We start from the raw sequence: 26,837 nt of genomic DNA, 5'->3' as shown, positions 1-26,837 counted from the left end.
CCTCGTTTGTCTTATCTTGGTGTAGTATGATTATGGAGAAGCTTGTAATCAAGGTTGTTAGTTGCGACACCCCAAAGAAAATTGATTTAGGCTAAGACAAGATAGCATTTTTTAATAAGTTTTCTATTTATCAACCAATTTAAAATGGCGGTCGGGAAACAAAGAGCTAATTTTTCTCATTAACATCTTCGGTAATAAACGGAGATGCCGGCAAACCGTCTTTATTATAAAAGTTTACATCAGGCACATTTGCCCAACCATAACGGGCCTGCTTTGGCTTTTTTACCCGATCGCTACTTAACACGATCGTAGTATCTTCGATAGAAGCCATCGCAGGGTAATACACGCCGTCGGCTCCGGCAAGTTCAAATCCCTTTAATTTCTCTTCTTGAGGAAGGCTTACCAGTCCTTTTCCAATATGCTTAAATGTTAAGTATAGTTTATCAGCTTTTATTTTGTACGCACTATACATAGGTCCCTGATACTCCTCCTTGCCATGGTAAGCGAGGGCATGGGCGGCAAGTGCCAAACGTTCACCTACGGGCTTTTTATTGGTCGGATGTATATCCATCGCATCTCCACAATCGGTAGTTACAATCAATGCCGTATTAGGTACTTGTGCTACTACCATACGTTGCGCATCCCTTAATTCGGGCTTCATATCTTTATGTGGTGCAATCTGAACAATTAAAAAGGGAAAATCACCTTGATTAAAATCGGTGCGCCAATTTTTTATCATATTCGTGAGCACCATTTCATATTGCTCTGCCCGATTATTATTAGATTCTCCCTGATACCAAGCGACACCCTTAATTGCAAAGGGAAGCAGCGGATGGATCATGCCATTATATAAGCCCGAAACACACTGCCCCTTTGGATGATAGCCGACATTCATGGTTTCAACATAATTTTTAACCAACTCATTTAGTTCCGGATTACGCTCCAAAGCTGCCCTACTTGTCCAATCTTCAGCAGGTGTTCCGCCAAAGGCAGAAAATAAAATTCCTATGGGTACTTCAAGCTGCTTATATAAATCCGCTGCGAAGAAATAGCCGACAGCGGAAAAGTCTACTACCGTGTTTGGACTGCATACTTTCCATTTTCCATCAACATCATCTTGTTGTGTTTCTGCATACTTCAGCGGCACATAAAATTGACGGATTAAGGGATAATTAGCCCGATCTCGCTCTGCTTCCCAACCAAGTATAGGCTTTTGCGGTGGACGTGGACCAAGTTGCCGTTCCATATTAGATTGCCCACTGCAAAGCCACACCTCACCAATTAATACATCATGAATACGTATAGTGTCTTCGGCAAAAACTTCCATGGTTAAGGGTTCCTTGGAAACAGCCATGGGTTTAAGCTTCACCATCCATTTGCCATTGGAAACCTTAGACTTAAGCTCCTGTCCGTTGAATCGCACAGTCACCCGCCCCGTCTTGGTTGATGTACCCCAAACAGGGACAGTTGTGCCTTGTTGAAGTACCATATGATCACTAAACAAGCTGTTGACCGAAATCTCAGCAAAAGCGAGTGTACTTAAAAAGCAACCTGACAGCAATAGAAGCGTCCGTTGCAGCATTCGTTTGATAAGAAGGTGTTTTAACATTTCCAGATTGTATAAGAGGATAACAATCGAAGATAATAGTTTTTTGCAAAAAAATGAAAACCTCGGTCTTTTAAAGATTGCGTGATGCTTCTTTCATAAAATCGAAATCCAATCAACCGCTTTTAATATATGACGCCCCCTTACTCAGAAAACATTGGTGAGTTTAATATGAACCGTTTGCGGCACCTTTGGCCCTTCCTAGTTCCTACCTTTGAAACACAAATAATAGTTGTCACCTTGACTAAGATCAGCTTCAAACTATATCCCTTAAAGCATTCTGCTAATTGAACTGCCAACAACATCGTTACTCAAAACCTATCAAATCCCCAATTCCTTCTGGATCTGTTCTAAGCTTTTCCCTTTTGTCTCCGGCATAACCCGCCAGATAAATAAGAAGGACAAGAACATCATGGCGCCGTAGAAAACAAAGGAATAAAAGCCTCCCATAGCACTACCTTCCACAATGATGGGAAATACCCAAGAAATAATAGCGGCCATAATCCAATGGGTAAAGCTTCCGAGCGACCCACCTTGTGAACGCACTGAATTCGGAAAGATTTCGGAAATAAATACCCAGATAACAGCTCCCTGCGAAAAGGCAAAAAAAGCAATAAATCCAATTAAGTAGACAATAACATGCTTATCAGCTGCTTCCGGATCACTGAACGAGATGGCAGTTAAGATTAAAAACACGACCATACCTACCGTTCCTGTCAACAGTAGACGTTTTCTCCCAAAACGATCGATGACAGTCATGGCCAACGCTGTAAATAGAAAATTAGCGAGCCCGATATAAACTGACTGTTGAAAGGCATCCGCTTTATTGAAGCCAGCCATTTCAAAAATTCGCGGCGCATAATACAGAATAGCATTAATGCCGGAGAGCTGATTAAACATAGCAAGCAAAATGGCATAAAGTATGGGTTTATTATACTTGCCGTTGAAGAGTGTTTCGCGTGTACCGCCACTTGCCAAACGATGCTCCTCACGGATAAGTTGCGACGCGCCTTTTTCGCCAAGTCGAACGAAGATCTGCTCTGCCTCTTCATCCCGGTCATTCAATACCAACCATCTCGGACTTTCGGGAATCAGCTGAAGTAAAACAAAAAATAACACGGCCGGTACAGCCATAATACCAAGCATATAGCGCCAAGCGTTGTCATCACCAGTATTTGATAGTAGATAATTCGTCAAGTAGGCGATCAGTATACCACCTACAATATTAAGTTGAAACATCCCGGCTAGTCGACCGCGACTTCGTGCAGGGGAAATTTCGGCAATGTACATGGGTCCTACCACAGAGGACGCTCCCACAGCAATTCCTCCTAAAAAACGGAAAAGAACAAACAATATCCATTGTTGAGCAATTGAACAACCAATTGCAGAAAGCAAATACAATAAAGCAATACCGATGAGTACTTTCTTTCTTCCGTATTTTTGAGCAGGAGAACCTATGATCAGAGAACCGAAAACCGTCCCAATCAAACTGGCCGCAACTGTAAATCCGAGCCAAAAAGCATCAAGCTTCCAAAATTCTTGTATTGTTCTCTCTGCTCCCGAAATGACCGCTGTTTCAAAACCAAACAAGAAGCCCCCTAAAGCTGCAATCAATGCAATACGTGTAGGATAAGTCATAATCGTCTTTTTTAAGCTATTATTTTATGTGCATATAAACCTTCGATTTCCTTAAATAAAAATGCCGCTCCGATCATTGCCGATTGTTCCCCTTGTTGAGCCATTTTGATGGTAGGTGTAGCGCCGAGACTGGCTAACCTTGCAGAAAATTGAGGCAAAAAAAGTCGGCTCGCTTTTGAAATATTGCCGCCAAAAACCAAGGTATCAATCTTTAAACCGGCAATATGATCGGCAAGGAAACTGCTTAACCCGTCCGCATATTCTTCAAATAGTACTTCCACTGCCCGATCTTTTTCAACCAACTCGCTAAGCGCCTCGACATTTGCAACCTTATTTCCGCTTAATGCCTCATAACGTTTTACAAACCAACGCGTTGTAAAAAAATCATCTGCAATACTTGTTTCGTAGGTCATACTTCCCAAGTTCAAATCGGTGGTCTTTCCAACATGACTAAACGCTGTTCCCATGCCTGTGCCTAATGTGAGGCCTAAAACACGATTATTCATCTCTACTAAACCCGTCGCTACTTCACCGTGCAGAAAAGCTTCTGCATCGTTTCTAAACAAAACGTGCTTATGAGATAAATTTAATGTATTTGCTAATTCTTCTTTTATGTTGATATCATATAAGCTCTCATATTTATCGAACCCTCGTATAAAGGAAATACCATTTTCATAATCAAATGGACCTGGCATCGCTAAGGCTAATTTATCAGGACGTTCATCAAAGGAGGAAAAAGCTGTCTCCAACGCATTTAACCAAGCATCCAAAATTTCCTCACGAGTTCCCTTACTATTTACACGCACGCGAAACGTTTCTTCTGAAACCGTTTGTGACAAAGAAATATCGATGGGAGCAACCGTGATATGTGAACCACCAATATCTGCAGCGATGACAATGTTCTCAATAGATGAATAAGGCTTATTTCGCATCTTTACAATTATTTTTTATCTGCTAAGCCAAAATTGGCATTCTAATTTAATCATATTATTGATAATCGCATGCTAATTCTGAGTTCAATCTTATTATTCATCTAATGGAGTCTAACGGTTCTCTAACGTAAATTGGAGTTCGAGGTAGGCTATATTTTCTAACGGCAATTGCTCTAATCTATCAGGATTTATCAGAAAACACAGGGTAACCTTTGCTAAGCATTTTAAAGTTCAGAAAAAAGAATAACGAGGTCGCTAATTAGCGTATAGATAATTCTATATTCACGGTAGTTCCCTCGTTTATTGCTGAATCAATCTCTAGATTTCCTTTCAAAAAGGACACTCTACTCTCCATATTGTTCAGGCCGATACCTTTCTTAGTTTTCAATATACTTTTATCGAAACCCCTGCCATTATCTTCCATGGTAATGAAAAAGCGATTTTCATTTTGACTACATTGCAACACAATTTGGCTAGCCCTTCCATGACGTACAGCATTTGTCAATAACTCTTGTATTATCCTGTAAATACTCACTTGTACCTGTTCAGGTATATCCTTTTGTATAGCAAATGCCTGAAAACTTATGTAGGTTACCTCGTTTCTAAAGAAATCACAAAGATCTTCCAACGCGATCTCTAAACCAAATTTGATAAGCGCCATAGGCATCATATTATGGGCTATACGGCGCAATTCTGTCAGTGAACCATCAACCTGATTAATGATGCCGCCTAAATCCTCTACAATTACATTGGTTTCAGCTCTCGACTCCAAACCCGAAAGATTGATCTTTACATTGGCAAGCAAGCCGCCTAAACCATCATGCAAATCACGTGCTAAACGTCGACGTTCCTTCTCTTCTCCTTCTAATAAGGCTGAACTATACTCAAGCTGTCGTTGTTGTTCGGCTTCCTTTAATTGCTGTCGATAATTTAGTTCCTTTTGTTCCGACAACTTTTTATTATTCCGGTAATACCATAACGAGAAAAAGGAAGCTAACAATAATACCAGACTTAAAGCTCCTAATAGCCAGTTAAAGAGACGATTGTTACGGGCTTCCAGTACAGTTCGATCATTCTCCGCTTTCAATTCGCTGATTTTCTTTTCGTTCTCTGCATTTCTAAACTTGACTTCCAGTTCGTGTATATCATTTTTCAGTTTACTCGCATTCAAACTATCACTCAAAACACTATATTGCTTTAACCAGTTATAAGCAGAAGACATATCTTTCAACCTTACATTCGTTTCCGCCAATCCTTCATAAATTTGCAATCTATTTACGGCAAGTGACATCAATTCCTTTCGATTTAATAGCTGATGAAGTACTTCTTTTGCTCGTTGATAGTCTCCGTTTTCATAGTAGACATAAAATTTTTGGAACACCAAACTCTGCTCGTCATAGGTCATGTTTAGCTTTTTTGCTAATCCGATTCCTTTATCCAAACTTTTCAGCGCTTTAACAGGGGCTCTAACTACGGTAAAGTACATTCCTTCTATCATATAATAGCGCAGAAAATGTTCAGACTCGGGAAAAGGAGCGAGTAAAACACGTGCGCTATCCAGCATCGCTTTTGCCTTCGGGTACTTTTCCAGAAAAACATAATTTTCAGCATTAGTAACGTAGGCTTTCGCCAATAATCCGGGCTCAGCGTGTGCATCCTTTAATGTCTCAATCGCCTTCAAGCAGTATTTTTCAGATTTCTCCAGTTGCCGTTTATTTTTGAAAACAATCCCCATTGCCAGGTAATTATCACCAACCAGCGAATAGTCGCCGGACTTTTGGGCAAACGGAATGGCTTTATTTACTAAAATATCGGTGAAAGCCTTTTCGTCATCATCCAATTGTTTCCACAAACCAATCTTCCGCCAAATTTTTGATCGAAATAAATAAACATCCCGACCTGTATATTTGCGTAAAGCGTCGTCCGCTTTTAAATAAATGTCCTCACTTTTTTTCCTTTCTTCTTCAAAAGAACCTTCAAAATAATAACGTATTCCCTGTAGATAAGGGTAGTTACGGCTCAATTGCGTTCCTTGTTCAAGGTATCGCTTTGCTTTGATTGTATCCTTAGCGGACCAATATTCAGCTAAAAGAAAACTTGTTCGTGCTTTAACACTATCAGACGCGGTGCCTTTCAAAACCATATTTAAACTGTCCCTATATTTACTATGATCAAGTGGCACTTGTGCCAGACATACAGTTAGGTAGTTTAGAAAAAAGATTAAACAAAACAGGTTGCGAAGCATATCGGCAAATTAAAATTGATTACAATCGTTAAAAATATTTAAAATTTACCGAAAATGGAATTTCCTTAAAGTAAACTCCCGTTGGTGGATTCGCCTTTAACATAGAGATGAAGGAATAGCCTTGTTATTTTCAATTTTTAGATCATGCTTTTGGAAAGTCCTGAGCCATCCGCCACGTCCTGCAAGGTTCTCCGCTGATTCATCCTTAGTATCCTGATGCGGTCGCCCACAGCTAAAGATGTTAAAACATGCTCTTTAGGACTTTTATTTCGTTTTTCACTAAACATCCAATTATTAACAAGCGTAAAATAAAAAGTTAAGCTTATTTGATCAAACCATCTCCGTCATAAAATATTCTTCATCTACGCTATGCAGTAATGATTAAAAACAGCCTCACCAGTCCAGTTTAATAAGCGCTACCGCTTGTCGTTTTAACGACAAAGGCACAAGGGCTTTGCCCGCGTTTATATCTATTCTTTTTTCCAAAATGCACTTTAGTTTACCCGCTTGCTCAAGCGTTGAGATTTGCTGTTGACTTGGCTTTTGCGGTGAGCCCATTTTTTTCCAAACTTCGTAAGAATTACTATTCTCGTCGTCAATAAGATACAGATGGAGCGTGGCATCCTTAGCTGGTATATGCGCTAAAACTACATTCACAATTTCGGCAGGCCCCTGTTCATCGGCATCGTGATAATTCCAAACCATCACCGCTGCTGATTTTCCATCTTTAGTAGCCAATGCGCCAATATCCGTTTTTGGTCCACGCACACTGGAATCAAGTACCGTTTCAAGTGGATACATTCGATTACTCTCTACTGATATACGATCGCCTTTCATCATACCAAACATTCTGAAAACATTCAGTACCGGTTTATCAACTCCATTGGTTGCCAAATCACGGAAGCCGTAGAACCAAGGTTGATTTTCAAATTCAAAAGACCAAGATACCGCGCCCAGAAAATTCACTTTTGCATCATCAGCTAACAAATACTTCCTTGCGAAGGAAGCGGCAGTATAGCTCGAATACATGGTGCCATTTCGGTAAGCATTTTCAGGGTTCGTTGCCATACCACATGCTGCACATCCTTCAGGATCTGATTCACCGATAATAAGCGGCAAATGTTTTGTTTCAGGATAAGAAGACGCTATGCGGAAACCCGCAGCAATATCACGCATTTGTGGCGACATGTTCATCACGACCTTCCCGTCTACCTGCTTGGGTGAACCTTTAGCATGAAAAAGCAAGGCTTCCAAGGGTGATCCCTTTTTTCCCGTGGCGTAATTGGTACCGGAAATGCAGTGCTTTATAAAATTATTCATCCATTCCATAGCACCTTTACTCGAAGTGCCCGCGATATTAGGTCCTCCAATTTTAGCAGTTGGCAGTGCGCGTTTAACACCATCCGCCGCATAATCATAAAGCTTAAAGAACTCATCCTGACTAGCCATCCAATAATGGCCATTAGGTTCGTTCCATACCTCCCAATACCACGTTTCTACCTCCTCTTTTCCATATCGCTCCACGGCATGTTTTACCCATTGGTAAACCAGTTCTCGCCATTTATTGTAATCTTTTGGAGGATAGGCCCACCCGGTAATAATATCGGTATAAGGATCACCGGGCTTCCAACGATGTCGATAAGGTTTTGGATTATTTGATGATAAATCTTCGGGCATAAAACCTATTTGAGCCAAGGGTTTCATTCCTCTCTGAATATACGTATCAAAAATACTGTCAATAATTTTCCAATCATAAACAGGCTTCCCATTTGCATCTTCGGTATACGCATTCGTTGAGCCCCATTTTAAAGCAGCGGTTCCATCGCCACTTACCAATAAGCTGTGTGTACGGACATATACCGGAACCGGACTTAAATCAGCCAGTTCAGAAAGAAGCTTTTTGCCATCTTTCATATAAGTATAATTAGGTTCATCGTATCCAAACCAGGCCCATATCGGTTTCATCGGAGCTATCTTTTTTTGAAGATCTACTTTGATGAGGTTATTAGTAGTTGAAGTTTGCCGGGCTTTTGCATTTGTGGATACAATTGCAAAAAAAACAAGAAGTAAATAGCTAAATGTGTTTCGCATATCTATGATTTATAAGTGGTTGAAAAATCATTTATAAAATTGGTATATTTTATTATTCAATAAAGTTGAATAAATGTAATAACATTCCAAACTTTATCCAGCTTATAAATTTATTAGTTCCGTCAAAGCACCTCTGTATGGACGTAGATTGATGGAAAATATGTTAAATAGTTTAATAGCTATTCGTACACTCTTTTATTCCCACCTATTGAAAAGCAAGGTTCCATAGCCTGGGTGATCGGCTCCAAATGGGGCCCCTTCCGGCCGCAGGTCCTGTAGTACCTGAGAAGTAAAGGGCATTGCCAAGCCTTTTCTGTGTACGTAGTGATTGAATGCAATTTCAAATACAGATCGGAAATTTCCTCTATTCTTTGGAGATATGGCCTCTGGTGTGTAATCTTGATAATTTCTTTCCCCGTAGTCATACCAAAGCACGTAAGGCACCTCATTTCCCAAGTTATAATTGGCTGTATATTCATAACCTCTCATAAGAGCATTATTAGAAGCCTTGTATAAATCTATTCCTTGGTGATAAGCCATTTCAGCAAGTTCAGCTAATGATCCGAGCGCCAGCATGGTATGCGGTTGGTCTCGATTGCTTTCTTGCAGTTGTCCGGCGGTAGATACTACATAATTGTCGATACTTCCATTGCCCTCACCATGATAAAAGTAAGTAACAACTCGATTTATCATTTCCCGATCTTCGGTAAAGATGGCAATGGCCATCAATGCCTTCATACAAATAATATCCCAGTTGCCATGGGCATAGGGTCTGAAATTCTGTAAAGTCGGATAAAATATCTGCTTTAGCATAGTACCACAACGCTGGATAGAGGCTGTGGGCCACTGTGGATAAGTCGATCGCATGATTTCGGCAGCATTTGCTAAAATGAAGCCATAAAGGCCGTTCAACTCAGCATCGCCACCGATGATACCGGTGGTAGTGGAAGCGTAAGCATCAATAATTTCAATCGATTTTTGTGCATTAGCGACATTACCCGTAATATTCCACATCAAGGCATTGTAATAAGCAGCCAGGAAATCATTTTCTACTCGCGATTTCACCGCGCCTCCTCCTATCCCGTCAACGGTTTGACTTGCATCTCTTGTAAGTTTTGTAAAGGGCCCCGCCATATTAAAGGAAGCTGAGGAACGGCCATTAGCGGCCAACAACTGATAGCATGCATAAGCATTTGGCTTTTGGTCGGCAACTAAGGAACGAATATGATTTAAATCCGCCATTGTATGTAACATACCCGGATGTTTGAACGGTGCTGTGAATTGAAATGGAGCAGGGTTTGGCGCACCAACCTTTTGACGAAGGTCTTCGACGGATTTAAAAGTACCCACCCAATAAACCGGATAGTCAAGTTGCCGGTTAGCCAATTGGGCAGCAGTTAATTCAACATCCGCTACCTTAAATTGGAAGAGCGATAAGTTAATGTTGCTGTCAAGGGGCAGTGCGTTGCTGCCGAGTTTTCCTTTGCTCAGATCCCAATAATAAACATTACCGGAAGCCATTTTGATAACTGTATGGTTGTTATTACGGTTATCAAAAGCACCGAGATTCGTATCGAAAAAAAAATTACTTTTAGGCGGTTTTGCCATTTTAACGGCAATTATAGGATAGTTGCTAATATTAAGTACCGCTCCGCCAACGCGCTGTATATCGCCTCTAAATTTTGTGGTTCCGGACATTGTTACCTGCATGGCACCATTCAATAGGGCTACGGTGGCACCATTGGTTGGCGTGCGCCATGTCAAACTATCCAATTTGCCGAAATCGTCAAAAAAATAACCATCTAAATGCTCTTCTGCACCCGGGTTGACAGGATGTAAAACTTTTTTACAAGACAACAATAAGAAAATACTTGCAAGAACGACAAGTACACTTTTAAAGTACATGTTTTTCATCATCTAATCCGATTAAGTTTATAATTTCTGTGGTAGCAAGTAAAACACCAAACCCAATTATGACACGCTAAAATAGTGCACGCTTACCGCCGTTTTTTTATAATGGTTTCATCAAAACTAGTAATCTAAACCGGTTCAGGCAATTGAAGAACGGAAGCAGAACCAACTTAATCTTAAAAACAAAACAGCACAAAAAACTATTAATCAACACAATACGAGATAAATTCCTATAAAATCATGATAAGAATCTTAAGGAATATGATAGAATAACTTAGTAGATTAAATAGCGTATCTAAAGGTTAGGCTTTGGTTTTAGGGCCTTAGGCACTAGGTTATTAGTATTAGCTTTTAGCTGCCGGCAGCCAACTTTTGTCGGTGCCGCAGTAAAGCGGTTATTATTACTAATAAGAGTCTATAGGCAATAGGCGATCGATTTATTTTAAAGAATTCTTTATTTCATTCGTAATAGCGACAGTAACCTGCAGACAGCTTTGTTGTTTCTTTTGCAAAAAACAACCGCAAATGCCTACTAGTGCAACTGCCGCTAATCCTATTTAACTATGCAAAACACCTCAATACCCTGGGTTCTGTTTAAGCTTACTATTAGTCAGTAACTCAGAATTTGGAATAGGAAATAGTTTTCTATAATCCGCGCTTGGATCGTGCGAAAACCAAGATTTCTTCGTAAATACATTAAAGCGAATCATATCTTGCCTACGGCGTCCCTCTTGTGTAAACTCCCAGGCCAGTTCATCTAAAAATCTTCCATATTGAATATCAGCACCGCCTTCATGTGTATTCGCATTATTATCTCGCCTACCATAGTCATAAGCGCTTCCCTGCAAGAGTTGGGCGCCGGTTACTTTGGCCTTCTCCGGGCTTGCTTTAAAATTACGGGCCCTTACCTCTGTTACAAGGGTCGCCGCTTCATCCTGTCGGCCGGTTCGCAAAAGCGATTCTGCTTTCATTAACAGGACATCCGCATACCTAAACAGTGGCCAATCGTTACTCAATCGATTCGTTATTCCCTGGGCGTACTCAAACTTACCCCAGCGTAACCCATGCACCTCTTGTGATTCGTCCATACTTGGCACCTCATTGATATAAGCAAGAGGCCGCCCGGCAAAGGCTCCCATTGTGCAATTCAATGCGGCACCTGTAGACGAATATTGCTGTCCCTGTATAAAATTAGTGACTAAGCGATTGTCATCCGGATCAAAAGAATTAATATATTGAGGCGTTACACAAACTCCTCCCCAGGGGGTAGCTGTGAAATTGTACGTTGCCTGATTTGCAGGCTGTAACGTATACATATGAAAATCGAAAGCATTCCAATCGCTCACATAATTTTCGTCAAATGCCAGTGCCATAATAATTTCAACAGAGCTTTCATTATGTGTAGCAAATACATTAGATTGATTTCCCTCCAAAGCATATTTATTCGCCTCTATAATGCGGTTGCACGCTTCAATACAAGCATCATAGTTTCCTGTACCGGTATACACTTCGGCATTCAGGTATACCTTAGCCAACAAGCTGTATGCAGCCCACTTATTAAAACGGCCATAAAAATTACCACCTACCGTTTCGCTCAACTGATCGATATTTCCTGTTATCTCTGAAATAATGAAATCATACACTTCCTGTCGCGTGTTCTGTTCTGGCAAATAGCCTTCCGGCACGTCAAATTGGGTTACAATAGGTACATTACCATAGAGATCGCATAATAAATAATAATAGGAAGCACGTAGCACCTTTAACTCCGCCAATATTTGTTCGCGGGTATCTGGAACTTCAATAGCCCCCGATTCGATCTGATAAATTATGCGATTACAACTATTCACACCTACATATGTTCGTTCCCAGCAATTCCGCACCACCTCATCTTCAGAAGTCCATTTATGCTGATGTAAACGTTTATAAACACCACCATCTACCCAGCCATTGGGTCGGGCGGGTAATACGTCCTGATCAGCGGTAAGCATTTGCGCTCGAACGACACCATTCCATAGAAGCATGGTATGTCGCCATGGAACATAAGCGGATCCTATTAGCGCAATTAGATCGTCACCAGACGCCACAAATTCATCTGCGATAACCCGGTCGTAAGCATCGTCTTTCAACTTCGTACAGGAAAGGTTTATGATCAATGATGATAGCATTAAACCGATTAAGAATATCTTTATTTTCATCTTTATTATTTTTTAATGGCTGATGAGAGCTCGAGTAAATAATGACTGCCCCGTGTGTCAATATTACTTACATCTCGGCTTCATCTTTATTATTTTTTAGCATTTCTATAATATCCATGTACACTTCGTTCCTTTAAAAGCTAACATTTGCCCCGATCGTAAAGGAGCGTATCGTCGGATATTGATCTCGGTTGTCATAACCCGGATCAAGGCCTGCACGGCTTACTTCCGGATCGATCCCTTTATAACCAGTAATAATGAAGGTATTTAAACTGGATGCGTAAACACGCAAGCTCTTGACTCCCTTCCACTTATCCGATTTAAAAGTATAACCAAGTGTAATATTATCTATTTTCCAATGATCACCATTTTCTACATAATAGCTATTAAATTCGCCGGGGACGAGCTTGTTCAAAATTGCTTTTCCATAAATCTTGTCGTAGGCTGATTTTAAACGATTGTATTGCTCTAAGTTTGTATTCTCATAATACATCCGTGCACCGTTAATAATCTGATAACCAAATGCGCCACGCATACTGATATTCAAATCAAACTGCTTATACTGGAAGGAATGATTCCATCCCGCATACCATTTAGGGAGTCCATTACCGATTACTTTTTTATCTTCGAATGCGCGCGGAAAGTCGTCATAAGCTACCGGATTTCCGTCTCTACCCTCATAGATCCATTTTCCGTCGTCTGAAATATCAATTACTTTAAAGCCATAGAAATTACCGATCTTATCGCCTACACGCACAATGTGAGACTCAGTCTTAACCGGTTCGCTGATCCATCCGGTCATAAAATAATCGCTTGACGACTGATATAGTTCGTTAGACAAACTGATCAGCTCATTGCTGTTTGTTGAAAAATTAATGGAGGTCGACCAGTTAAATTGCTTCTTTCTGATCGGGTTAAAGGATAGAAGTACTTCAATCCCTTTGTTGCGCATTTTTCCTACATTAGCCCTCGTTGTTTTATACAAATTAGGCGGACTTGGTACCGCGTAATCATAGAGTAACCCGTTGATATCCCGATTATATACATCGATGCTCCCGCTTAACCGGCTGTTGAACATGCTAAAGTCCAAACCGAAGTTGGTTTCGTGCTTTTCTTCCCAACGTAGATATGCATTTGGATTTTGTGACGGAGCCAAGGTTTGTATCCAGTTACCATTAGAATAAAAGTAATCGCTATAATTAAGCAAGGCAACGCCTAGAAACCCTAAATTCGGTTGACTTCCCGTTACACCATAACCTGCGCGAAGCTTCAAATCATCAAATATTTCCTGATCTTGCATAAAAGCTTCCTTGGTTAATCGCCATCCCAATGAAACAGCCGGAAAAGTTCCCCAAGGATTTTTGGTACCATACAGCTGACTTGCCGCCTCGTGCCTTACACTTGCTAATAGTAGGTATTTATCCTTGTAAGAATATGTGAGACGTCCGAAAAAACTAATTAAATTCGTCGTTATACGGGAGGTCGTCTCTTCAGTCAAACCTTCTTTTAATGCTCTGCCAGCTCCTATGTTATGGTAGCTAAAGTTATCGGTTGGAAAGTCCCAATTCGTCATCCTCTGCGAGGTATAATCTGTTTCCTGATAACTATAGCCGCCTAATAGATTAAACGTATGGTTATTTACTTCCTTGCTATACTGTGCTGTAAGCTCCATCAGTTTGGTCATATTTGCATTTGAACCGACGGCGGCAAAACCATTTCTTCCGTCCCTTAACGTGGAGATATGATTCTTGGTTTCATAATAGCCCCCATTTTGCTGGCTCTTCACATAAGATAATAAGGCGTTTAATTTCAAGTCCGAGATCGGCTTATAACTGATATTACCATTATAGCGCATTTCAGAAATTTCCTGCTTTCCATCACTTTCATACAAACGCGCGAGTGGATTTTCGTATTCAAATAAACCAGCTTGTTCCTGCCATTTGCCTTCTGCATCATAAATAGGAGCCGTTGGGTTTCTAATGATAGCTTGCCTATAAACATAATTATTGAAACCATCATTATCACCGGTAGCCGTATAATTGGTCTGATTGCCAATGATACTAAAATTTACATTCACCTTGTCGTCAAACAAGGATTGATTGATTTCCAGTCGGCCTTGAAAGATGTTGTTATCTGATCGCTTAAATATTCCTTGTAATGCGCGGTAATTAAGACTAGCAATGTAATTTGTTTTATGGTTTCCTCCTCGAAAGGCCAAATTATGTACGTGGCTTATAGGGTTTCTAGTTATTTCATCCAACCAGTCGGTTGATGCCCCCAAGTCCCACGAAGCATCGCGCTCACCGGCAGCAATTTGGGCTCTATAATCGGCTGCCGTTAGCATATCAAGACGGCGGCTGATCTGCGAAGTGGTAGCATACACGCCGTAGTCAACTTGGTTGATTCCATCCCCTTTCGCTTTCTTCGTGGTAATAAGAATCACCCCATTTGTTCCTCTTGTACCATATATAGCGGCGGCCGAGCCGTCTTTCAATACGTCCATACTCTCAATATCTTCAGGCGCTACCGTATTAAACGTACCTGGAACACCGTCTATTAACACCAAAGGATCGGAATTGGCACCCAATATGGTGGTATTTCCCCGCAATAGCACCTGCGTTTTTTCGGTTGGATCACCACTGGGATTGGTAATAGTTAAACCAGCTACCTTCCCTTGAATCAACTGACCAGCATCCCGCACAGCGCCTTTTAAAAAGTCTTCCGATTTAACCGTTGCCACTGAGCTGGTAAGGTCACCTTTACGCTGTGTTCCGTAACCGATAACTACCACTTCTTCCAGGTTATTTTCGAGGCTTTGCAATACAACTTTTAAGCTATTGGTACCTGTAAGAGGTATTTCCTGCGCACGAAAGCCCATATATGAAAAGATTAGCAGCTTAGCATTGTCAGGAACCGCTAAACTGAATGTTCCGTTTTCGTCGGTCGTAGTACCTCGGTTCGTTCCATCAAGTCGTACACTAACTCCTGGTAAAGTACTCCCATTTTGATCCCTTACCACCCCGTTGATTTGGCGTTCCTGTGCAAGTTTTGCGTCATTTATTTCTTCTTTCTTAATCGACTCCGGAACAGACTTATCTTTCTCACTGATGATAATGCTTTCGGCACGCAGCTCATAGGTAAGCTTTGTATTCGCTAAAAGATGATTCAAGACTATAGCAAGCGGTTTTTCCTTCTCGTCGACCTGTAGCTTAGGATAAGCTGCGACCAATTCTTCGTTATATATAATCCGTAAGCCGGTAAGCTTGCCTACTTCCTCTAATATGTTCTTTAGGGAGGTGCCGTTTTTGTGAATGCTTATCTTTGTTTCACTTAACGACTGCTTTTTTCTAATTGTACCTACAGCAAACATTGGTAGCTGTAAATACAAAACAATACATAATAAACTAATTATATCCCTCCGTCTTTTTATCAACGTGGGCATTTTAATACAGATTTCCATATCTTTAAATGTTCGGTTAATTGGTATAATTTCTGAACGGGGCATGATGAAGTGATTCGCGTTACAAACCATGCCGCTGGGAGCAGAGCACTGTGTTCTGTTCCCCTTTTTGGTTTCATTTCATTTTCTTATCTCATTAATGCATGTTTAGTACAGGGTTACTTGATTATTAGCCCATTTATAATTAAAGTTGTTGGCTTTTGCTAGTTCATAAATGACATCGGTAGGTTTGTCCGAAAGATTGAAGCTTGCTGAGAACCTGACCTTTCGTAGCTTTTCACGGTGAATATCGATCTGTATTCCATACACTTGCATCAGTTTGTTTGCAGCATTTTCAAGTGTTTGCCCCTCAAAATAAATCCGGTTCCAATTACTTATTGACAAGGCATCTGCCGGTTCCTTCATGGGTGTTTTATTGCTGACGATCAAGGCCCGTTCATTCGGTTTTAAATAGAGCGATTTATGCTGCCCCGCTACCTGCTTCGATGTTACGGCGACTTTCCCTTTCCTAAGTGTTACAGCATCCGCCGCCTCTTTTATATTGATGTTAAAAGCTGTACCGAGAACCAAGGTTCGACTGTGCCTTGTTTCCACTACAAAAGGCTGGTGCTGATTGGCTGCTACATCAAAATAAGCTTCGCCTTTTAGCAATTGTACCCTTCTCTCCTTAACCCCAAACTTCTTTGAATAACTACACTTGCTTTCGGCATTTAGCATAATGATAGAACCATCCGTCATTCGGATGCGGACTTTTTGATTTTTAGAGGCCTGCACAACATACTGCTCGTCGTAGTGTTCCTTTGTGTTTTCTGTCCAATAATTAAGCCCTAACGAGAACAGACAGATGCAAGTAGCACCCACTAAGGTCCTGGCCGCCGTCCGCTTATATTTATTAATGCGAATCTGTTTATCTATTTTTTCTTTTATGAATTGCGCGCGCGTTAAGTCGGCATCTTTCCCTTGGTAAAATGCATTTGCTTCTCGCTGTTTAAGCCATGCATCAACAAGTGTTCGCTCCTCTTCAGAAGCAGTATTGTTTAGGTACTTCTTTAACAGATCGGCTAGCTTATGTGCATCCATAAAGATTAATTTCACATAAGTCGTAGAAGGAGGCGATAGGTAGTATAAAAAATTTATTTTTTATTGCACGCCATTCACAATGATAAATAGCAACAGCATATCATTCCAAAAAGGAGTAGTAGACAGTTTATAGCGCAGGTACCTCAATGCATTATTGATCTGCTTTTTTACGGTTGTTGGAGCGATATGTAACCTATCCGCAATTGTTTTATGATTGAGTTGTTCGTTCCGACTTAGGTCAAAAATCTCTTTTGTCTTTTTGGGCATATTCCTCGTGCAGGCCTCCAGGAATGCAGCTAACTCCTTTGCGGATTGTAATTCGATTGGTGAAACCGATTGGTTCGGAAAAACGTGGCGTTGTTCAAAAGAACGTTGTTTCACCTGTTTGCGAATGACGTCGACGGCCTGATATTTAGCACAGTTGAAAAGGTATGTTTTTAAAGACTCTATAGGAGGCAATCGCTTTCTTCGTTCCCATAAGGAAACAAATATATTTTGCAATAAGTCCTGTACCAACTCCTCGTCCATCAACAATTTACTCAAATAATGCAAAAGCATAGCTGAGTAGCGATGATATAACGTATCGAAAGCATGCTTATCACTATTGGTTAACATAGCAATCAGCTCCTTGTCGGAAAGGAAATGATATTGATTCGTATGCATCGTCCCCAAGGTTTATACAGAAAATGGTTAGTAAACGACTATTAAATGTCAAACATACGATTATTTTTTATACATGCAAAAAAGACAAAAAAATTAAGGGTATAAGAATGAATGCATCCAATTACTGCAAAACCACGTGCTTTATATTTTTCCGATCATAGGTATACAAGACATGAATCAGGCCGTCACTCGTTTGTATAATCGCAGGGTAGCTATATTCTTCATTCGTACCATCTTCCAATACAGCAACATCATTCCACTTTTGGCCGTCCATCGAGCAGGCAATGCGCAGTTTTCCTCTATTGTTGAACCACTCCTTTCCAGGTACATCCGGATTGTATACGATCAGTTGGCGTCCGTCGCGCAAGGTAACGGCGTCCGTTCCGGAATTTGGATTTAAAAGGGCGGTTTTATTCAGCGAACCCCAGTGTAGTCCTCCATCTTCAGACCAAGATTGGATTACTGATCCTTCTTTGCTTCGACAAAGTACTTGTAATCGTTGATTCTTGTAAGTTAAAATACTTGGTTGAATTACATTATACTCGGAGGCAGTATCTATGGGTATATATTGCCAGCTTTCACCGTCATCCTTTGATAGTTCAATATGAGCTCTCCATTTATTTTCGGTAACTTCTACACTAGAGGGCGATAAGATATAGCCATTAGCTAACTGAATCGGCTTATTTTTGATCGGGCCTAGGATTCCATCGGGAAGTTTCTGCGGGGATGACCAGTTTAGCCCGTCATCGGTTGATGTTTTTACCATTCCCCACCATGCTCTCGGATTGGGTCCAACCTTATAAAACAGAAAGGTTTTCCCCGCTTGTGATTTAAATAAAACGGGATTCCAGGTTGGATAACGTAAGGTATCATTTATGACACCATCAGCTATTATTTGGGCCGTTGAAATCTTTTCGCTGTTTATTTTGCATAGCCAAATGCTCACATCTTCCTTCCCTTCTTGCGAACCTCCAAAACAAGCCGCCAATAAGATACCCGGCTTTACTTCCAAAAGTGTAGATGCATGACATTCCTTAAAAGGAGGATTGGTAAACACCAGTTCTTGTTTAATAATTTTCAACCTCTTCTGGGCGTAAAGAGCTAAGAAAGGAAAAAATAGAAGAGCAGACAACAAAGACAGCTTTTTTAACATATTGAAATTGTTAGAAAGGCTAAGTTAATACTTATCGTTTTATAAGCAAGTAACTAACAAAGTCCAAATAACGTCCAAATGCTAAAAAGTAACTGTTAATCGGTTTTCTGTAGCAAGCATCCGTCAATTAAAATGCACATGCTTATGAACATTTTTCTCGAAGCGATCCGCAATAGCGAACACAAGCGCAATACCGTTATCCAGGTTAATAGTAATGGCATTTTCCTGTTCCAATGTATCGGCAAAGGTATCGATTACATAGTCTTTATGCATATAGTGTCCTTCGTCGTTCACGTATTGATTGAACCATGTTAAAAGTTCCGCGAAGCTCCTGCAAGATACTGGGTTGATCAGGACGTCAGGATAACATCTTCTAATAAATCCTACTGTATACATAATCCGGTTTTTAATATTTGCAAACCTAACAATATTTGTACGCGCTCACCGAGAACAACTGCCTCGATCATCACTCATTTTTTCACAAATAAACTGTATGATTTATGCAAAATAAAATTTTTTACACAGAAATGCCTTGTTGTTACACGAAAGTTCATTTCCTCGCTTCGAATTGTTTTTTATACACTTTTTAGGTTGCCTCAATCTGTGCTAAATTGTGATAGTCGAGAAGCATCCTTACCTGTTCTTCCTAGCCTCTGTCATCCAACATTCTAATAAATTTCTAATCACTTTCCAATATATCTTTAAGTTCTCTCGACATAAATAATGCTATCTTTGTCGACATAAAAAAAAATAAAACAAAAAATGGATACGGGACCCAGTTACATAACAGGAGAACGCGCTCATTAAACCTGCTGCTTCTTTCAGCTGTGTGGTAATTAATGAGCTGCATAAGCGAAAGGAGCGATGACAAACAAACTTTCCATCAACCTTCGCATTTCTTTTTGAACGAGTTATCAAGTAAAGCGTTGATAACGCTTAATGGTTCCTGCTTTCAACATTGCATTGTTTATCTGTAAATCATCAAGAAATGAACACTTTTCAAGAAATTCACCCTGCAGACATTGCTGAGCAAATCACTTTATTTGACAGCAAAGAGCGAAACATTGCCTTTCTCAAATTAGCTGGCGAACAAAAGACAGCTGTATTTTCGTATCTGACAATTGATCTACAAAAAGAGATTATTAAAAGTCTGGGAGATAAAGAAGTAGCTGAGGTATTGAACAATTTAGAACCAGACGATCGTACATCGCTATTTGAGAGCTTTCCTGACGATCTTATTAAGCGAAGCATTAACTTATTGAATGATGAGGAAAAAGAGGTTGCGTTAAATTTAATCGGATATCCGGCAGATTGTATTGCGCGGTTGATGACACCCAACTACGTGCAAGCGAGAGCCGAGTGGACTGTACAGCAAGTTTTTACGCATATCAAGAAATTTGGAAAAAAGGCAGAAACGCTCAATCATATATACATAGTCGACAAGGATAACAAATTGATTGATGATCTTCGCATTGGTCAGTTATTGATGGCCGAGCCCGACGATATGCTTCGAAAATTGATGGATGAGAGCTTTATCGCTATCACTACAACCACCTCCATTGAAACTGCCTTGGACATTTTCGAGAAGTACGATCGCGCGGCGCTACCCATTACCACTGAAAAAGGTGTGTTAGTCGGGATGTTACTTCCGATGATATTTTGGATAAAATGAAAGAATTGGATACCGAAGATATTCAGAAATTCGGGGGTGTTGAAGAACTGGATTTATCCTATACCCAGACGTCGCTCGTCGACTTGGTAAAAAAGAGAGCAGGCTGGCTTATCATCCTTTTTATAGGTGAAATGTTTACGGCTTCTGCTATGAGTTTTTTTGATTCCGAAATTGAAAAAGCAGTTGTATTGGCTTTATTCGTTCCGCTCATTATATCCAGTGGGGGAAATTCGGGATCACAAGCTGCATCGCTCATTATACGAGCTATGGCTTTGGGTGAACTAAAACTAAAAGATTGGTGGTATGTCATGCGAAAGGAAATGCTATCGGGTTTATCTCTAGGTATCATCCTCGGCACCATTGGATTTTTGCGGATTTTTATTTGGCAACAAACCGGTATCTACAACTATGGTACTTATTGGATCTGGGTAGCCTTAAGTGTTTCCATATCACTCGTTTTCATTGTACTTTGGGGTTCTTTATCGGGATCACTGATTCCTTTTGTTTTAAGAAGAATAGGCATGGACCCCGCTACGGCCTCTGCTCCTTTTGTGGCTACACTCGTTGACGTAACCGGTCTAATCATCTACTTTTCTGTAGCGGCCCTTTTTCTTTCAGGCAAATTACTTTAATATAGAAAGGGATGCTTTGGCATCCCTTTCTATATTAAATCAACCTTTCGGCTACTTTATCCCAATGTACCACATTCCACCAATTCTGTACATATTCAGATCGGCGGTTCTGATATTTTTAATAATAGGCGTGTTTCCACACATCCAACCCCAGCAAGGGAGTCTTTTGAGCGGGTCCCATCAATGGATTATCCTGATTGGAGGTTGAAATAATTTCCATTTTTCCCTTATGATCGACCAACCAGGTCCAACCCGAGCCGAAATGGGTAACAGCAGCCTGTGCAAACTGCTCCTTAAATTGTTCACAAGAACCAAATGTAGCTTGAATCATATCGGCCAATTTGCTTGGAGGTGTTCCTACCTTTGGCGTCATGCTTTCCCAAAAGAAATTATGATTCCAAGCACCTCCTGCATTATTTCGGAGCTTGTCCGAATAGCTTGCTACATCCTTAAACAAGTCATGGGCTGTCTGCTCCATAACATTTTCGGCAATTATTGCTTCATTGACTGATTTAATATAGGCCGTATGATGTTTTGTATAGTGGATTTCCATCGTCAAAGCATCGATGTATGGTGCTAAATCCTTATAAGTATACATCAACCTATCTTGTGTAAAAGATAAGCGTTTCTGTGCTTCGTTTTCAAGTGCTGATGCCTCTTCAACGTCGAGTAAAGAACCCGCTAGCATCGTCCCTACGAGCCCTTTACCTGTGTTTTTTATAAATTTTCTGCGTGTTAACATCTTATTACTGTTAATTTTTCCTTAGGTAGTCATAGATAGCTTTTGCTTCTTCCTCCGTCAATTGCTGATTAATCATGGGTGTTTGATAATGCTCGTACAAAGCCTTCGCCGCCGGATCTTCGGCAATCATCTTATCCGGTGCAAGCAACATGTTCAACACCCATTCGGGGCTATGCCTACTTGTGACTCCTTTCAGCGGCGGCCCTACGATCTTTCTGTCCATTTTATGGCACATGGCACATTTAACCGTGAAGAGCTCCGACCCTTCATTCACCAGCTGGGCATTTATGCTGCCGGGTTTGAACGCCTTTATTGGGCCCACACCTTTATTGGTTAAATCTGCAGGTGACACTTCTGTTTTCTTCTCTGCGTGCTGTACTGCCGATGTTATCGCTTTACTCCTATTATCACTTTCACTTCCGGCGTTCTGATCCGTTCCACCACAGGCTAATAGGAACAGTTGCGCAATTAAGGATGGCACGATAGCCATCCATTTATTTCGTGTGATCATTGTTTTTGTTTTTAAGTTCTTTCGTCAGTCCATTGTTTTCCTTTAGAAGTATCTCCATGTCATCAATCAATTTTGATACTTGTTCATCAACGGTTCCGTCGTAAATTCCCCGTATTCGTCGATCTCGATCCACCAAGGCAAAACTGCCACTGTGGATATATCCTCCCGGGGCCTCTTCTTCTTCTGCGGCTGCAGCGAAGTAAGATTTCTCGGCCAGCGTATATACCTGTTCTGCCGGTCCGCCCACAAAATGCCATAGGGAGGTGTCCGCACCAAGCTTCTCCGCATACTTTTTAAGCACGGGAATACTATCATGCTTTGGATCGATACTATGCGAAAGGATCGCTATTGAGGGGTTTCCCTTAAAATGAGTGGCTACTCGTTGCAAGTTCTTCGACATAATGGGACAAATGGTTGGGCAAGTTGTAAAGAAGAAATCGGCCACATAGATCTTGTCTGCAAAACTATCATTACTGATCCACACGCTATCCTGGTTGCGGAAACGGAAATCGGCAATTCGATGAGCAGCATCACCGTAGTAAGGTAACTTTTCATCCTTACAAGCTCCCAAAAAGAACAGGGTGAGAAACCCTGCTACATATAATAGATTCTTCATAAACAACTATTCGCTAATGTTCACCTTAAACACAATGGGCTCTGTTGATACAACCTTTCCGTCTTTCAATAGACTTGCCTGCACCTCCCACAAACCAGGCATGCCAAGATTTATTTCTCCCTTATAATAGCCATTACCCGTAGCTTTGGCATCTTGATTGCCTTCGGAACCATGGCCCATATCCGGCATATGTGTTTTCAGTTGGATTTCATAACCATCAAAAACAGCCGGATATTCATTTTTACTAATACGATGAAGGATAAAATGCGCCGGTTGCTTCCCAACTTTCACCGAGTCGCTGTTCAACCACGACAAAAAGAAACGTCCATCCGCCCCACCGTCGAAAGCAATGGTGCGTGGCTTTTTCAAATGTTTTACCTCCACCGGAATGCTCACTCGATTTTGATTAGCATCGGGCTGGTCGACCAACAAGCTAAGCGTCCAGCGATGGCCACTTTCTGATGATGAGGGCATAATAAACACCACTGCCCCCTTAAAAAAACCATTTTCTGTTTCCTCATTTGGTTGTATTACCGGTGCTCCATGAGCCATCATCCCCATTTTCATTTCAGGCAGAATTTGTAAGCGCGCCTTCTCTATTGGCCGGCCTTTCGCATCGTTGAGTTTTATAAAAAAGGATTGATAGGTATCGTATAATGAATCGCTAGCATAAAGCGTAGCTGAAAGATCGCCGTCAACCGACGCCCCCTCCCCCACCTTGATCAAAGAAGATTCATCAAAAGATGTATTAGCTACGGTTTGACCATGATCGTTCTCAGCTACGTGAGTCTGTGGATTTTGATTACATGATAGCAGAAGGAGCATTAAAGATATTGTCGGTATGAAAATAAATTTGCAATGTGTTAACATAGTCTTTAAAATAAGTTTAGTTATCTAAGCCCATTAGGCAGCTTTTGCCCAGGTAAAGCAGCCAGACAACCGTGTGATTTTATATTTTTGATATACTCGGCTTATAAATAAAGCGTGAAAAGGCTAATATCTTAGCCGCAAAAGTAATTTTTCAAGTCATTCTTGGCGGGTGGAAAAGACTTGTTGCATAAAGATAGTAGTATCGACCCGAGTAAGGAGGAACGATCCATTGCCGTAGGGTGGATATCGGGGCTTTTAATTTCAAGGTTTCAGGAACAATAACAAGAGCTTCTATTTTATTGATATATCTTTCACTGTCTTGTGATTCAGCTTCTCCCCATTTTTTTAATTTTTTCATTAATACACACTGACCGTTACAGTGCATCATCGGCCGCTCCTTGTTTTCACATAATTCATTCGTAATATACTCCCTATTGACTATAAACCAAGTCAGCAGTCCTAAGCTTCCCAGACACTGAAAAACCAAGCTGAGTAGCAATAGATAAACGAATGTTTTCCTAAACACTTCTTTATTGAAATAGTATACAAATAAAAAGAATACTTAATCCGAATGGATCAAACGACCATAGCTTCCATCAAGTCTTACACTTATGGGTTTTGATTTGAACCAAGGTTTAAATTATACAAGTGGGGGATGAAAGATAGACGCCAAGCTCGGTGCAATATACGGAAGCGCCCTTTCCGAAAATAAGATTGGTTTATCAAGAGGAAGAACCAGTGGATTAATATCGAGAAACACAAAGGTTCGGTTCATTGGTTGGAAATCCCGTAACTTGGTTTCCGCATTTTTTTTATCTTGATCTTGCTCTTTTTTAAGTTCTTTTACCAAGATACATCGACCACTACATAAAGGAGCCATTTTTGTATTTCTATTAATACAAAGATTTTTGGCTATATAATCCTGATTGGCGTAAAAAGCTGTCATAATAAATAATCCTGCGCAGGTTTGAAGCAACACGATGGGGATTAATAATATGATAGCAAAGCGTTTCAAAAGACTAACATTAAGATGTTGCGAATATAAGGCTTTGTTATAAAACGTGCAATTCAATTCGCTTTTATAAACGATGCTTCTAAAGAAAACCGCCCCCCGCATGCATCGGGTAGGCGGTTCATTTACAAACCAATCATTGTAAAAGGAACTCGAATACCTTTGACTCGATAATAATACGGGTCTATATAGCCGTCTTGACATCCGTCTAAGCCACATGCAGAATAATTTAAGCAGTAGGTAAGCAACAATTCATTCCGGCCATTATTAAAATGTGGATGAATAGCGGGTGTATAATACCGGGCATATTGTCCGTAAAAATATTCACTAATCGTGTAAACAGCCTTTCGTTCGGTAAAGGGACCCGTCGGGCTATCAGCAGTAGCCAGGCAAATGCGCCGATTGGCATCGCAATTAAACCCCTGATCCATCGTCATCAAAATATACTTTCCATTCAGATAGGATACGGCACTTGAGCCCAAGCCATCTGCTACTTTTGAAGCAGCACCGGTAGTAGGCGTTGCTGTCCACTCGGTACCATTAAAAAATTCCCATTGTTGAGGATTACTTTCCGGAAAACGTGCAACATGAATATAGCTTTCGTAGCCAAACCCAACTGTCTCACTTCCATAAGCGTACACATAGCCATCCCCTGCTTTAACCATGCCGGTAGCATATAAAATGGCAGTCTGCCCGCTTAAACCCGTTGGGGTAGTTCGTTGTGTTTGCCAGGTAGTGCTGGCATTTTGCGTAAAGACATAGAGCGATTGATTGGTGGCGTTTAAACCGGAACCTTCTCCACAGTGAACATATACTTTATCGCCGATTTCTACCCCCACCCCTGGCCAGGCAAAAGTATTATTTGGTTGAATAGTGCAAACTTGCCTTGGCCGTCCATTTGCACCACCGGGAACGGTTACATTTGGTGTATGCAGGTTATTCCAATCCGTTAAGGAAGGTTGTAGCAGCATCGAATTCCCATAACTGAAGAAATAATTGCAAGGAAATTTATCCTCCGATGTTAAAGAGGTACCATCCCAAGCGTCCTGTGTAACCCACAGCACTTTGCCGGCATTAGTGCCCCAACTCAATAAGATGCTATTTCCCTGATCAAAAGCAACCGAGCCTTGCTCTGATTCATTACGGTTAAAGAAACGAACAACTTCATCATCACGATAGGTATCTTCCGCCTCCAAGCTAATCACCCACTGCTGGCGGCTCTCATTGACCAAGGGTTCCTGCACAACAGCGACTCCATTATTCGTATTTCCATTCGCTATTGCCAAGGCCAAACCATTTCCTTTATTCACCAATCTAACAGAGGTGCCGTCCGACTGCTCCTCCAAACGCCATAGTTGTTGGTCGGCTAAAAAAGGAAAAGCCGCATACTGCTGTATTTGCATATTTACTGAATCAGATGCCGCAGGAACATCGATTAACTTTCCACTATGTAGATTTCTAATTTGATAATACTTTACCCCATCAGTGGTGGTACGATAAATCAAATGCCATTTCTGCCATCGGCTTTGTGCACCGTCAGACATGGAAGTTTCCCATTGCTGCAATTTCGCTTCGTCGTCAAATTTGTTATTGTAGAGTGGATCACCTGCCACTTCCATAAATTTGTTGCTAGCCACATTTTTCAGCGTTATTACGCCATAATCCGGCAGGGAAGCGAGTTGTAAAGAAGTAGGTTGATCTACTTCTTTCATCACACGTTGACAAGCGCACAGCAACAGCAAGTAGCATAGGCTTGTAAGTAATACCTGTTTTGTCATAATTTAAGATTTAACTGTTAAAAAGCACCA

Annotated in this window: 20 protein-coding genes and 1 pseudogene; 2 read left to right on the top strand and 19 right to left on the bottom strand. The window is 40.9% G+C overall.

Annotated features, from left to right (window positions below; all coding sequences use genetic code 11):
- Nucleotides 1–166: 166 nt before the first annotated feature.
- The 12 genes from E0E36_RS07105 to E0E36_RS07050 all read right to left on the bottom strand — a co-directional run bounded on the left by E0E36_RS07105 (nt 167) and on the right by E0E36_RS07050 (nt 19,370).
- On the bottom strand, nt 167–1,609 hold the full coding sequence (locus E0E36_RS07105; protein WP_242627156.1) for a sialate O-acetylesterase: 1,443 nt from the start codon (nt 1,607–1,609) through the stop codon (nt 167–169).
- A 318-nt stretch (nt 1,610–1,927) separates the two neighbouring features.
- Nucleotides 1,928–3,244, bottom strand: coding sequence for a sugar porter family MFS transporter (locus E0E36_RS07100; RefSeq protein ID WP_130855351.1), 1,317 nt, complete (start codon nt 3,242–3,244; stop codon nt 1,928–1,930).
- An 11-nt stretch (nt 3,245–3,255) separates the two neighbouring features.
- The gene (locus tag E0E36_RS07095; RefSeq protein WP_130855350.1) at nt 3,256–4,176 is read right to left on the bottom strand and encodes an ROK family protein; all 921 of its coding nucleotides are present in this window, start codon (nt 4,174–4,176) and stop codon (nt 3,256–3,258) included.
- A gap of 259 nt (nt 4,177–4,435) precedes the next feature.
- Nucleotides 4,436–6,319 (bottom strand): sensor histidine kinase, encoded by a 1,884-nt coding sequence (locus tag E0E36_RS07090; protein WP_165446934.1) that lies wholly within the window; start codon nt 6,317–6,319, stop codon nt 4,436–4,438.
- A 495-nt stretch (nt 6,320–6,814) separates the two neighbouring features.
- Nucleotides 6,815–8,512 carry a GH39 family glycosyl hydrolase gene (locus E0E36_RS07085; protein WP_130855348.1) on the bottom strand — a complete coding sequence of 566 codons (1,698 nt, stop codon included), beginning with the start codon at nt 8,510–8,512 and terminating at the stop codon, nt 6,815–6,817.
- 195 nt (nt 8,513–8,707) lie between these two features.
- Nucleotides 8,708–10,429, bottom strand: coding sequence for a DUF4979 domain-containing protein (locus tag E0E36_RS07080; RefSeq protein WP_130855347.1), 1,722 nt, complete (start codon nt 10,427–10,429; stop codon nt 8,708–8,710).
- 569 nt (nt 10,430–10,998) lie between these two features.
- The gene (locus E0E36_RS07075; RefSeq protein ID WP_130855346.1) at nt 10,999–12,618 is read right to left on the bottom strand and encodes a RagB/SusD family nutrient uptake outer membrane protein; all 1,620 of its coding nucleotides are present in this window, start codon (nt 12,616–12,618) and stop codon (nt 10,999–11,001) included.
- 133 nt (nt 12,619–12,751) lie between these two features.
- A complete protein-coding gene (locus tag E0E36_RS07070) occupies nt 12,752–16,078 on the bottom strand; it encodes a SusC/RagA family TonB-linked outer membrane protein (RefSeq protein WP_207303732.1) in 3,327 nt (1,108 codons plus the stop codon).
- A gap of 147 nt (nt 16,079–16,225) precedes the next feature.
- Entirely contained in the window at nt 16,226–17,158 is a 933-nt protein-coding gene (locus E0E36_RS07065) for a FecR family protein (RefSeq protein ID WP_130855345.1), read from the bottom strand.
- A 60-nt stretch (nt 17,159–17,218) separates the two neighbouring features.
- Nucleotides 17,219–17,821, bottom strand: coding sequence for an RNA polymerase sigma factor (locus E0E36_RS07060; RefSeq protein ID WP_013667529.1), 603 nt, complete (start codon nt 17,819–17,821; stop codon nt 17,219–17,221).
- A 121-nt stretch (nt 17,822–17,942) separates the two neighbouring features.
- Nucleotides 17,943–18,974 (bottom strand): sialidase family protein, encoded by a 1,032-nt coding sequence (locus E0E36_RS07055; protein ID WP_130855344.1) that lies wholly within the window; start codon nt 18,972–18,974, stop codon nt 17,943–17,945.
- A gap of 123 nt (nt 18,975–19,097) precedes the next feature.
- Nucleotides 19,098–19,370 carry a hypothetical protein gene (locus E0E36_RS07050; RefSeq protein WP_013667531.1) on the bottom strand — a complete coding sequence of 91 codons (273 nt, stop codon included), beginning with the start codon at nt 19,368–19,370 and terminating at the stop codon, nt 19,098–19,100.
- Nucleotides 19,371–19,962: 592 nt separating this feature from the next.
- Between E0E36_RS07050 and E0E36_RS28000 the strand changes: the two genes are divergently transcribed.
- Nucleotides 19,963–20,646, top strand: coding sequence for a magnesium transporter MgtE N-terminal domain-containing protein (locus tag E0E36_RS28000; RefSeq protein ID WP_242627154.1), 684 nt, complete (start codon nt 19,963–19,965; stop codon nt 20,644–20,646).
- Complete coding sequence (locus E0E36_RS27995; RefSeq protein ID WP_242627153.1) at nt 20,643–21,278, top strand: magnesium transporter; 636 nt, start codon at nt 20,643–20,645, stop codon at nt 21,276–21,278. Before E0E36_RS28000 ends, E0E36_RS27995 begins: the two co-directional genes overlap by 4 nt.
- 34 nt (nt 21,279–21,312) lie before the next feature.
- On the opposite strand, the pseudogene E0E36_RS07040 reads toward E0E36_RS27995, so the two are convergent.
- The 7 genes and pseudogenes from E0E36_RS07040 to E0E36_RS07010 all read right to left on the bottom strand — a co-directional run bounded on the left by E0E36_RS07040 (nt 21,313) and on the right by E0E36_RS07010 (nt 26,807).
- Nucleotides 21,313–21,966, bottom strand: a pseudogene (locus tag E0E36_RS07040) (superoxide dismutase).
- Nucleotides 21,967–22,030: 64 nt separating this feature from the next.
- Entirely contained in the window at nt 22,031–22,531 is a 501-nt protein-coding gene (locus E0E36_RS07035) for a c-type cytochrome (RefSeq protein ID WP_130855343.1), read from the bottom strand.
- Nucleotides 22,515–23,147, bottom strand: coding sequence for an SCO family protein (locus E0E36_RS07030; protein ID WP_013667535.1), 633 nt, complete (start codon nt 23,145–23,147; stop codon nt 22,515–22,517). The genes E0E36_RS07035 and E0E36_RS07030 overlap by 17 nt, the downstream gene beginning before the upstream one ends.
- 6 nt (nt 23,148–23,153) lie before the next feature.
- Entirely contained in the window at nt 23,154–24,017 is an 864-nt protein-coding gene (locus tag E0E36_RS07025) for a FixH family protein (RefSeq protein WP_130855342.1), read from the bottom strand.
- A gap of 151 nt (nt 24,018–24,168) precedes the next feature.
- A complete protein-coding gene (locus E0E36_RS07020) occupies nt 24,169–24,543 on the bottom strand; it encodes a hypothetical protein (RefSeq protein WP_130855341.1) in 375 nt (124 codons plus the stop codon).
- A gap of 114 nt (nt 24,544–24,657) precedes the next feature.
- The gene (locus E0E36_RS07015) at nt 24,658–24,963 is read right to left on the bottom strand and encodes a hypothetical protein (protein WP_130855340.1); all 306 of its coding nucleotides are present in this window, start codon (nt 24,961–24,963) and stop codon (nt 24,658–24,660) included.
- 191 nt (nt 24,964–25,154) lie between these two features.
- The gene (locus E0E36_RS07010; protein ID WP_130855339.1) at nt 25,155–26,807 is read right to left on the bottom strand and encodes an RICIN domain-containing protein; all 1,653 of its coding nucleotides are present in this window, start codon (nt 26,805–26,807) and stop codon (nt 25,155–25,157) included.
- Nucleotides 26,808–26,837 lie beyond the last annotated feature (30 nt).

The sequence above is a fragment of the Olivibacter jilunii genome (genome assembly GCF_900607235.1).
Taxonomy (GTDB): Bacteria; Bacteroidota; Bacteroidia; order Sphingobacteriales; family Sphingobacteriaceae; genus Olivibacter; species Olivibacter oleidegradans.
The sequence above is the reverse complement of the archived record's forward strand: the minus strand, read 5'-3'. Positions and strand labels throughout refer to the sequence as shown.

Excerpts from the sequence above, each read along its gene's own strand:
- E0E36_RS07105 (WP_242627156.1), bottom strand. The coding sequence starts at position 1,609 with ATGTTAAAACACCTTCTTATCAAACGAATGCTGCAACGGACGCTTCTA.
- E0E36_RS07100 (WP_130855351.1), bottom strand. The coding sequence starts at position 3,244 with ATGACTTATCCTACACGTATTGCATTGATTGCAGCTTTAGGGGGCTTC.
- E0E36_RS07095 (WP_130855350.1), bottom strand. The coding sequence starts at position 4,176 with ATGCGAAATAAGCCTTATTCATCTATTGAGAACATTGTCATCGCTGCA.
- E0E36_RS07090 (WP_165446934.1), bottom strand. The coding sequence starts at position 6,319 with ATGGTTTTGAAAGGCACCGCGTCTGATAGTGTTAAAGCACGAACAAGT.
- E0E36_RS07085 (WP_130855348.1), bottom strand. The coding sequence starts at position 8,512 with ATGCGAAACACATTTAGCTATTTACTTCTTGTTTTTTTTGCAATTGTA.
- E0E36_RS07080 (WP_130855347.1), bottom strand. The coding sequence starts at position 10,429 with ATGATGAAAAACATGTACTTTAAAAGTGTACTTGTCGTTCTTGCAAGT.
- E0E36_RS07075 (WP_130855346.1), bottom strand. The coding sequence starts at position 12,618 with ATGAAAATAAAGATATTCTTAATCGGTTTAATGCTATCATCATTGATC.
- E0E36_RS07070 (WP_207303732.1), bottom strand. The coding sequence starts at position 16,078 with ATGGAAATCTGTATTAAAATGCCCACGTTGATAAAAAGACGGAGGGAT.
- E0E36_RS07065 (WP_130855345.1), bottom strand. The coding sequence starts at position 17,158 with ATGGATGCACATAAGCTAGCCGATCTGTTAAAGAAGTACCTAAACAAT.
- E0E36_RS07060 (WP_013667529.1), bottom strand. The coding sequence starts at position 17,821 with ATGCATACGAATCAATATCATTTCCTTTCCGACAAGGAGCTGATTGCT.
- E0E36_RS07055 (WP_130855344.1), bottom strand. The coding sequence starts at position 18,974 with ATGTTAAAAAAGCTGTCTTTGTTGTCTGCTCTTCTATTTTTTCCTTTC.
- E0E36_RS07050 (WP_013667531.1), bottom strand. The coding sequence starts at position 19,370 with ATGTATACAGTAGGATTTATTAGAAGATGTTATCCTGACGTCCTGATC.
- E0E36_RS28000 (WP_242627154.1), top strand. The coding sequence starts at position 19,963 with ATGAACACTTTTCAAGAAATTCACCCTGCAGACATTGCTGAGCAAATC.
- E0E36_RS27995 (WP_242627153.1), top strand. The coding sequence starts at position 20,643 with ATGAAAGAATTGGATACCGAAGATATTCAGAAATTCGGGGGTGTTGAA.
- E0E36_RS07035 (WP_130855343.1), bottom strand. The coding sequence starts at position 22,531 with ATGATCACACGAAATAAATGGATGGCTATCGTGCCATCCTTAATTGCG.
- E0E36_RS07030 (WP_013667535.1), bottom strand. The coding sequence starts at position 23,147 with ATGAAGAATCTATTATATGTAGCAGGGTTTCTCACCCTGTTCTTTTTG.
- E0E36_RS07025 (WP_130855342.1), bottom strand. The coding sequence starts at position 24,017 with ATGTTAACACATTGCAAATTTATTTTCATACCGACAATATCTTTAATG.
- E0E36_RS07015 (WP_130855340.1), bottom strand. The coding sequence starts at position 24,963 with ATGACAGCTTTTTACGCCAATCAGGATTATATAGCCAAAAATCTTTGT.
- E0E36_RS07010 (WP_130855339.1), bottom strand. The coding sequence starts at position 26,807 with ATGACAAAACAGGTATTACTTACAAGCCTATGCTACTTGCTGTTGCTG.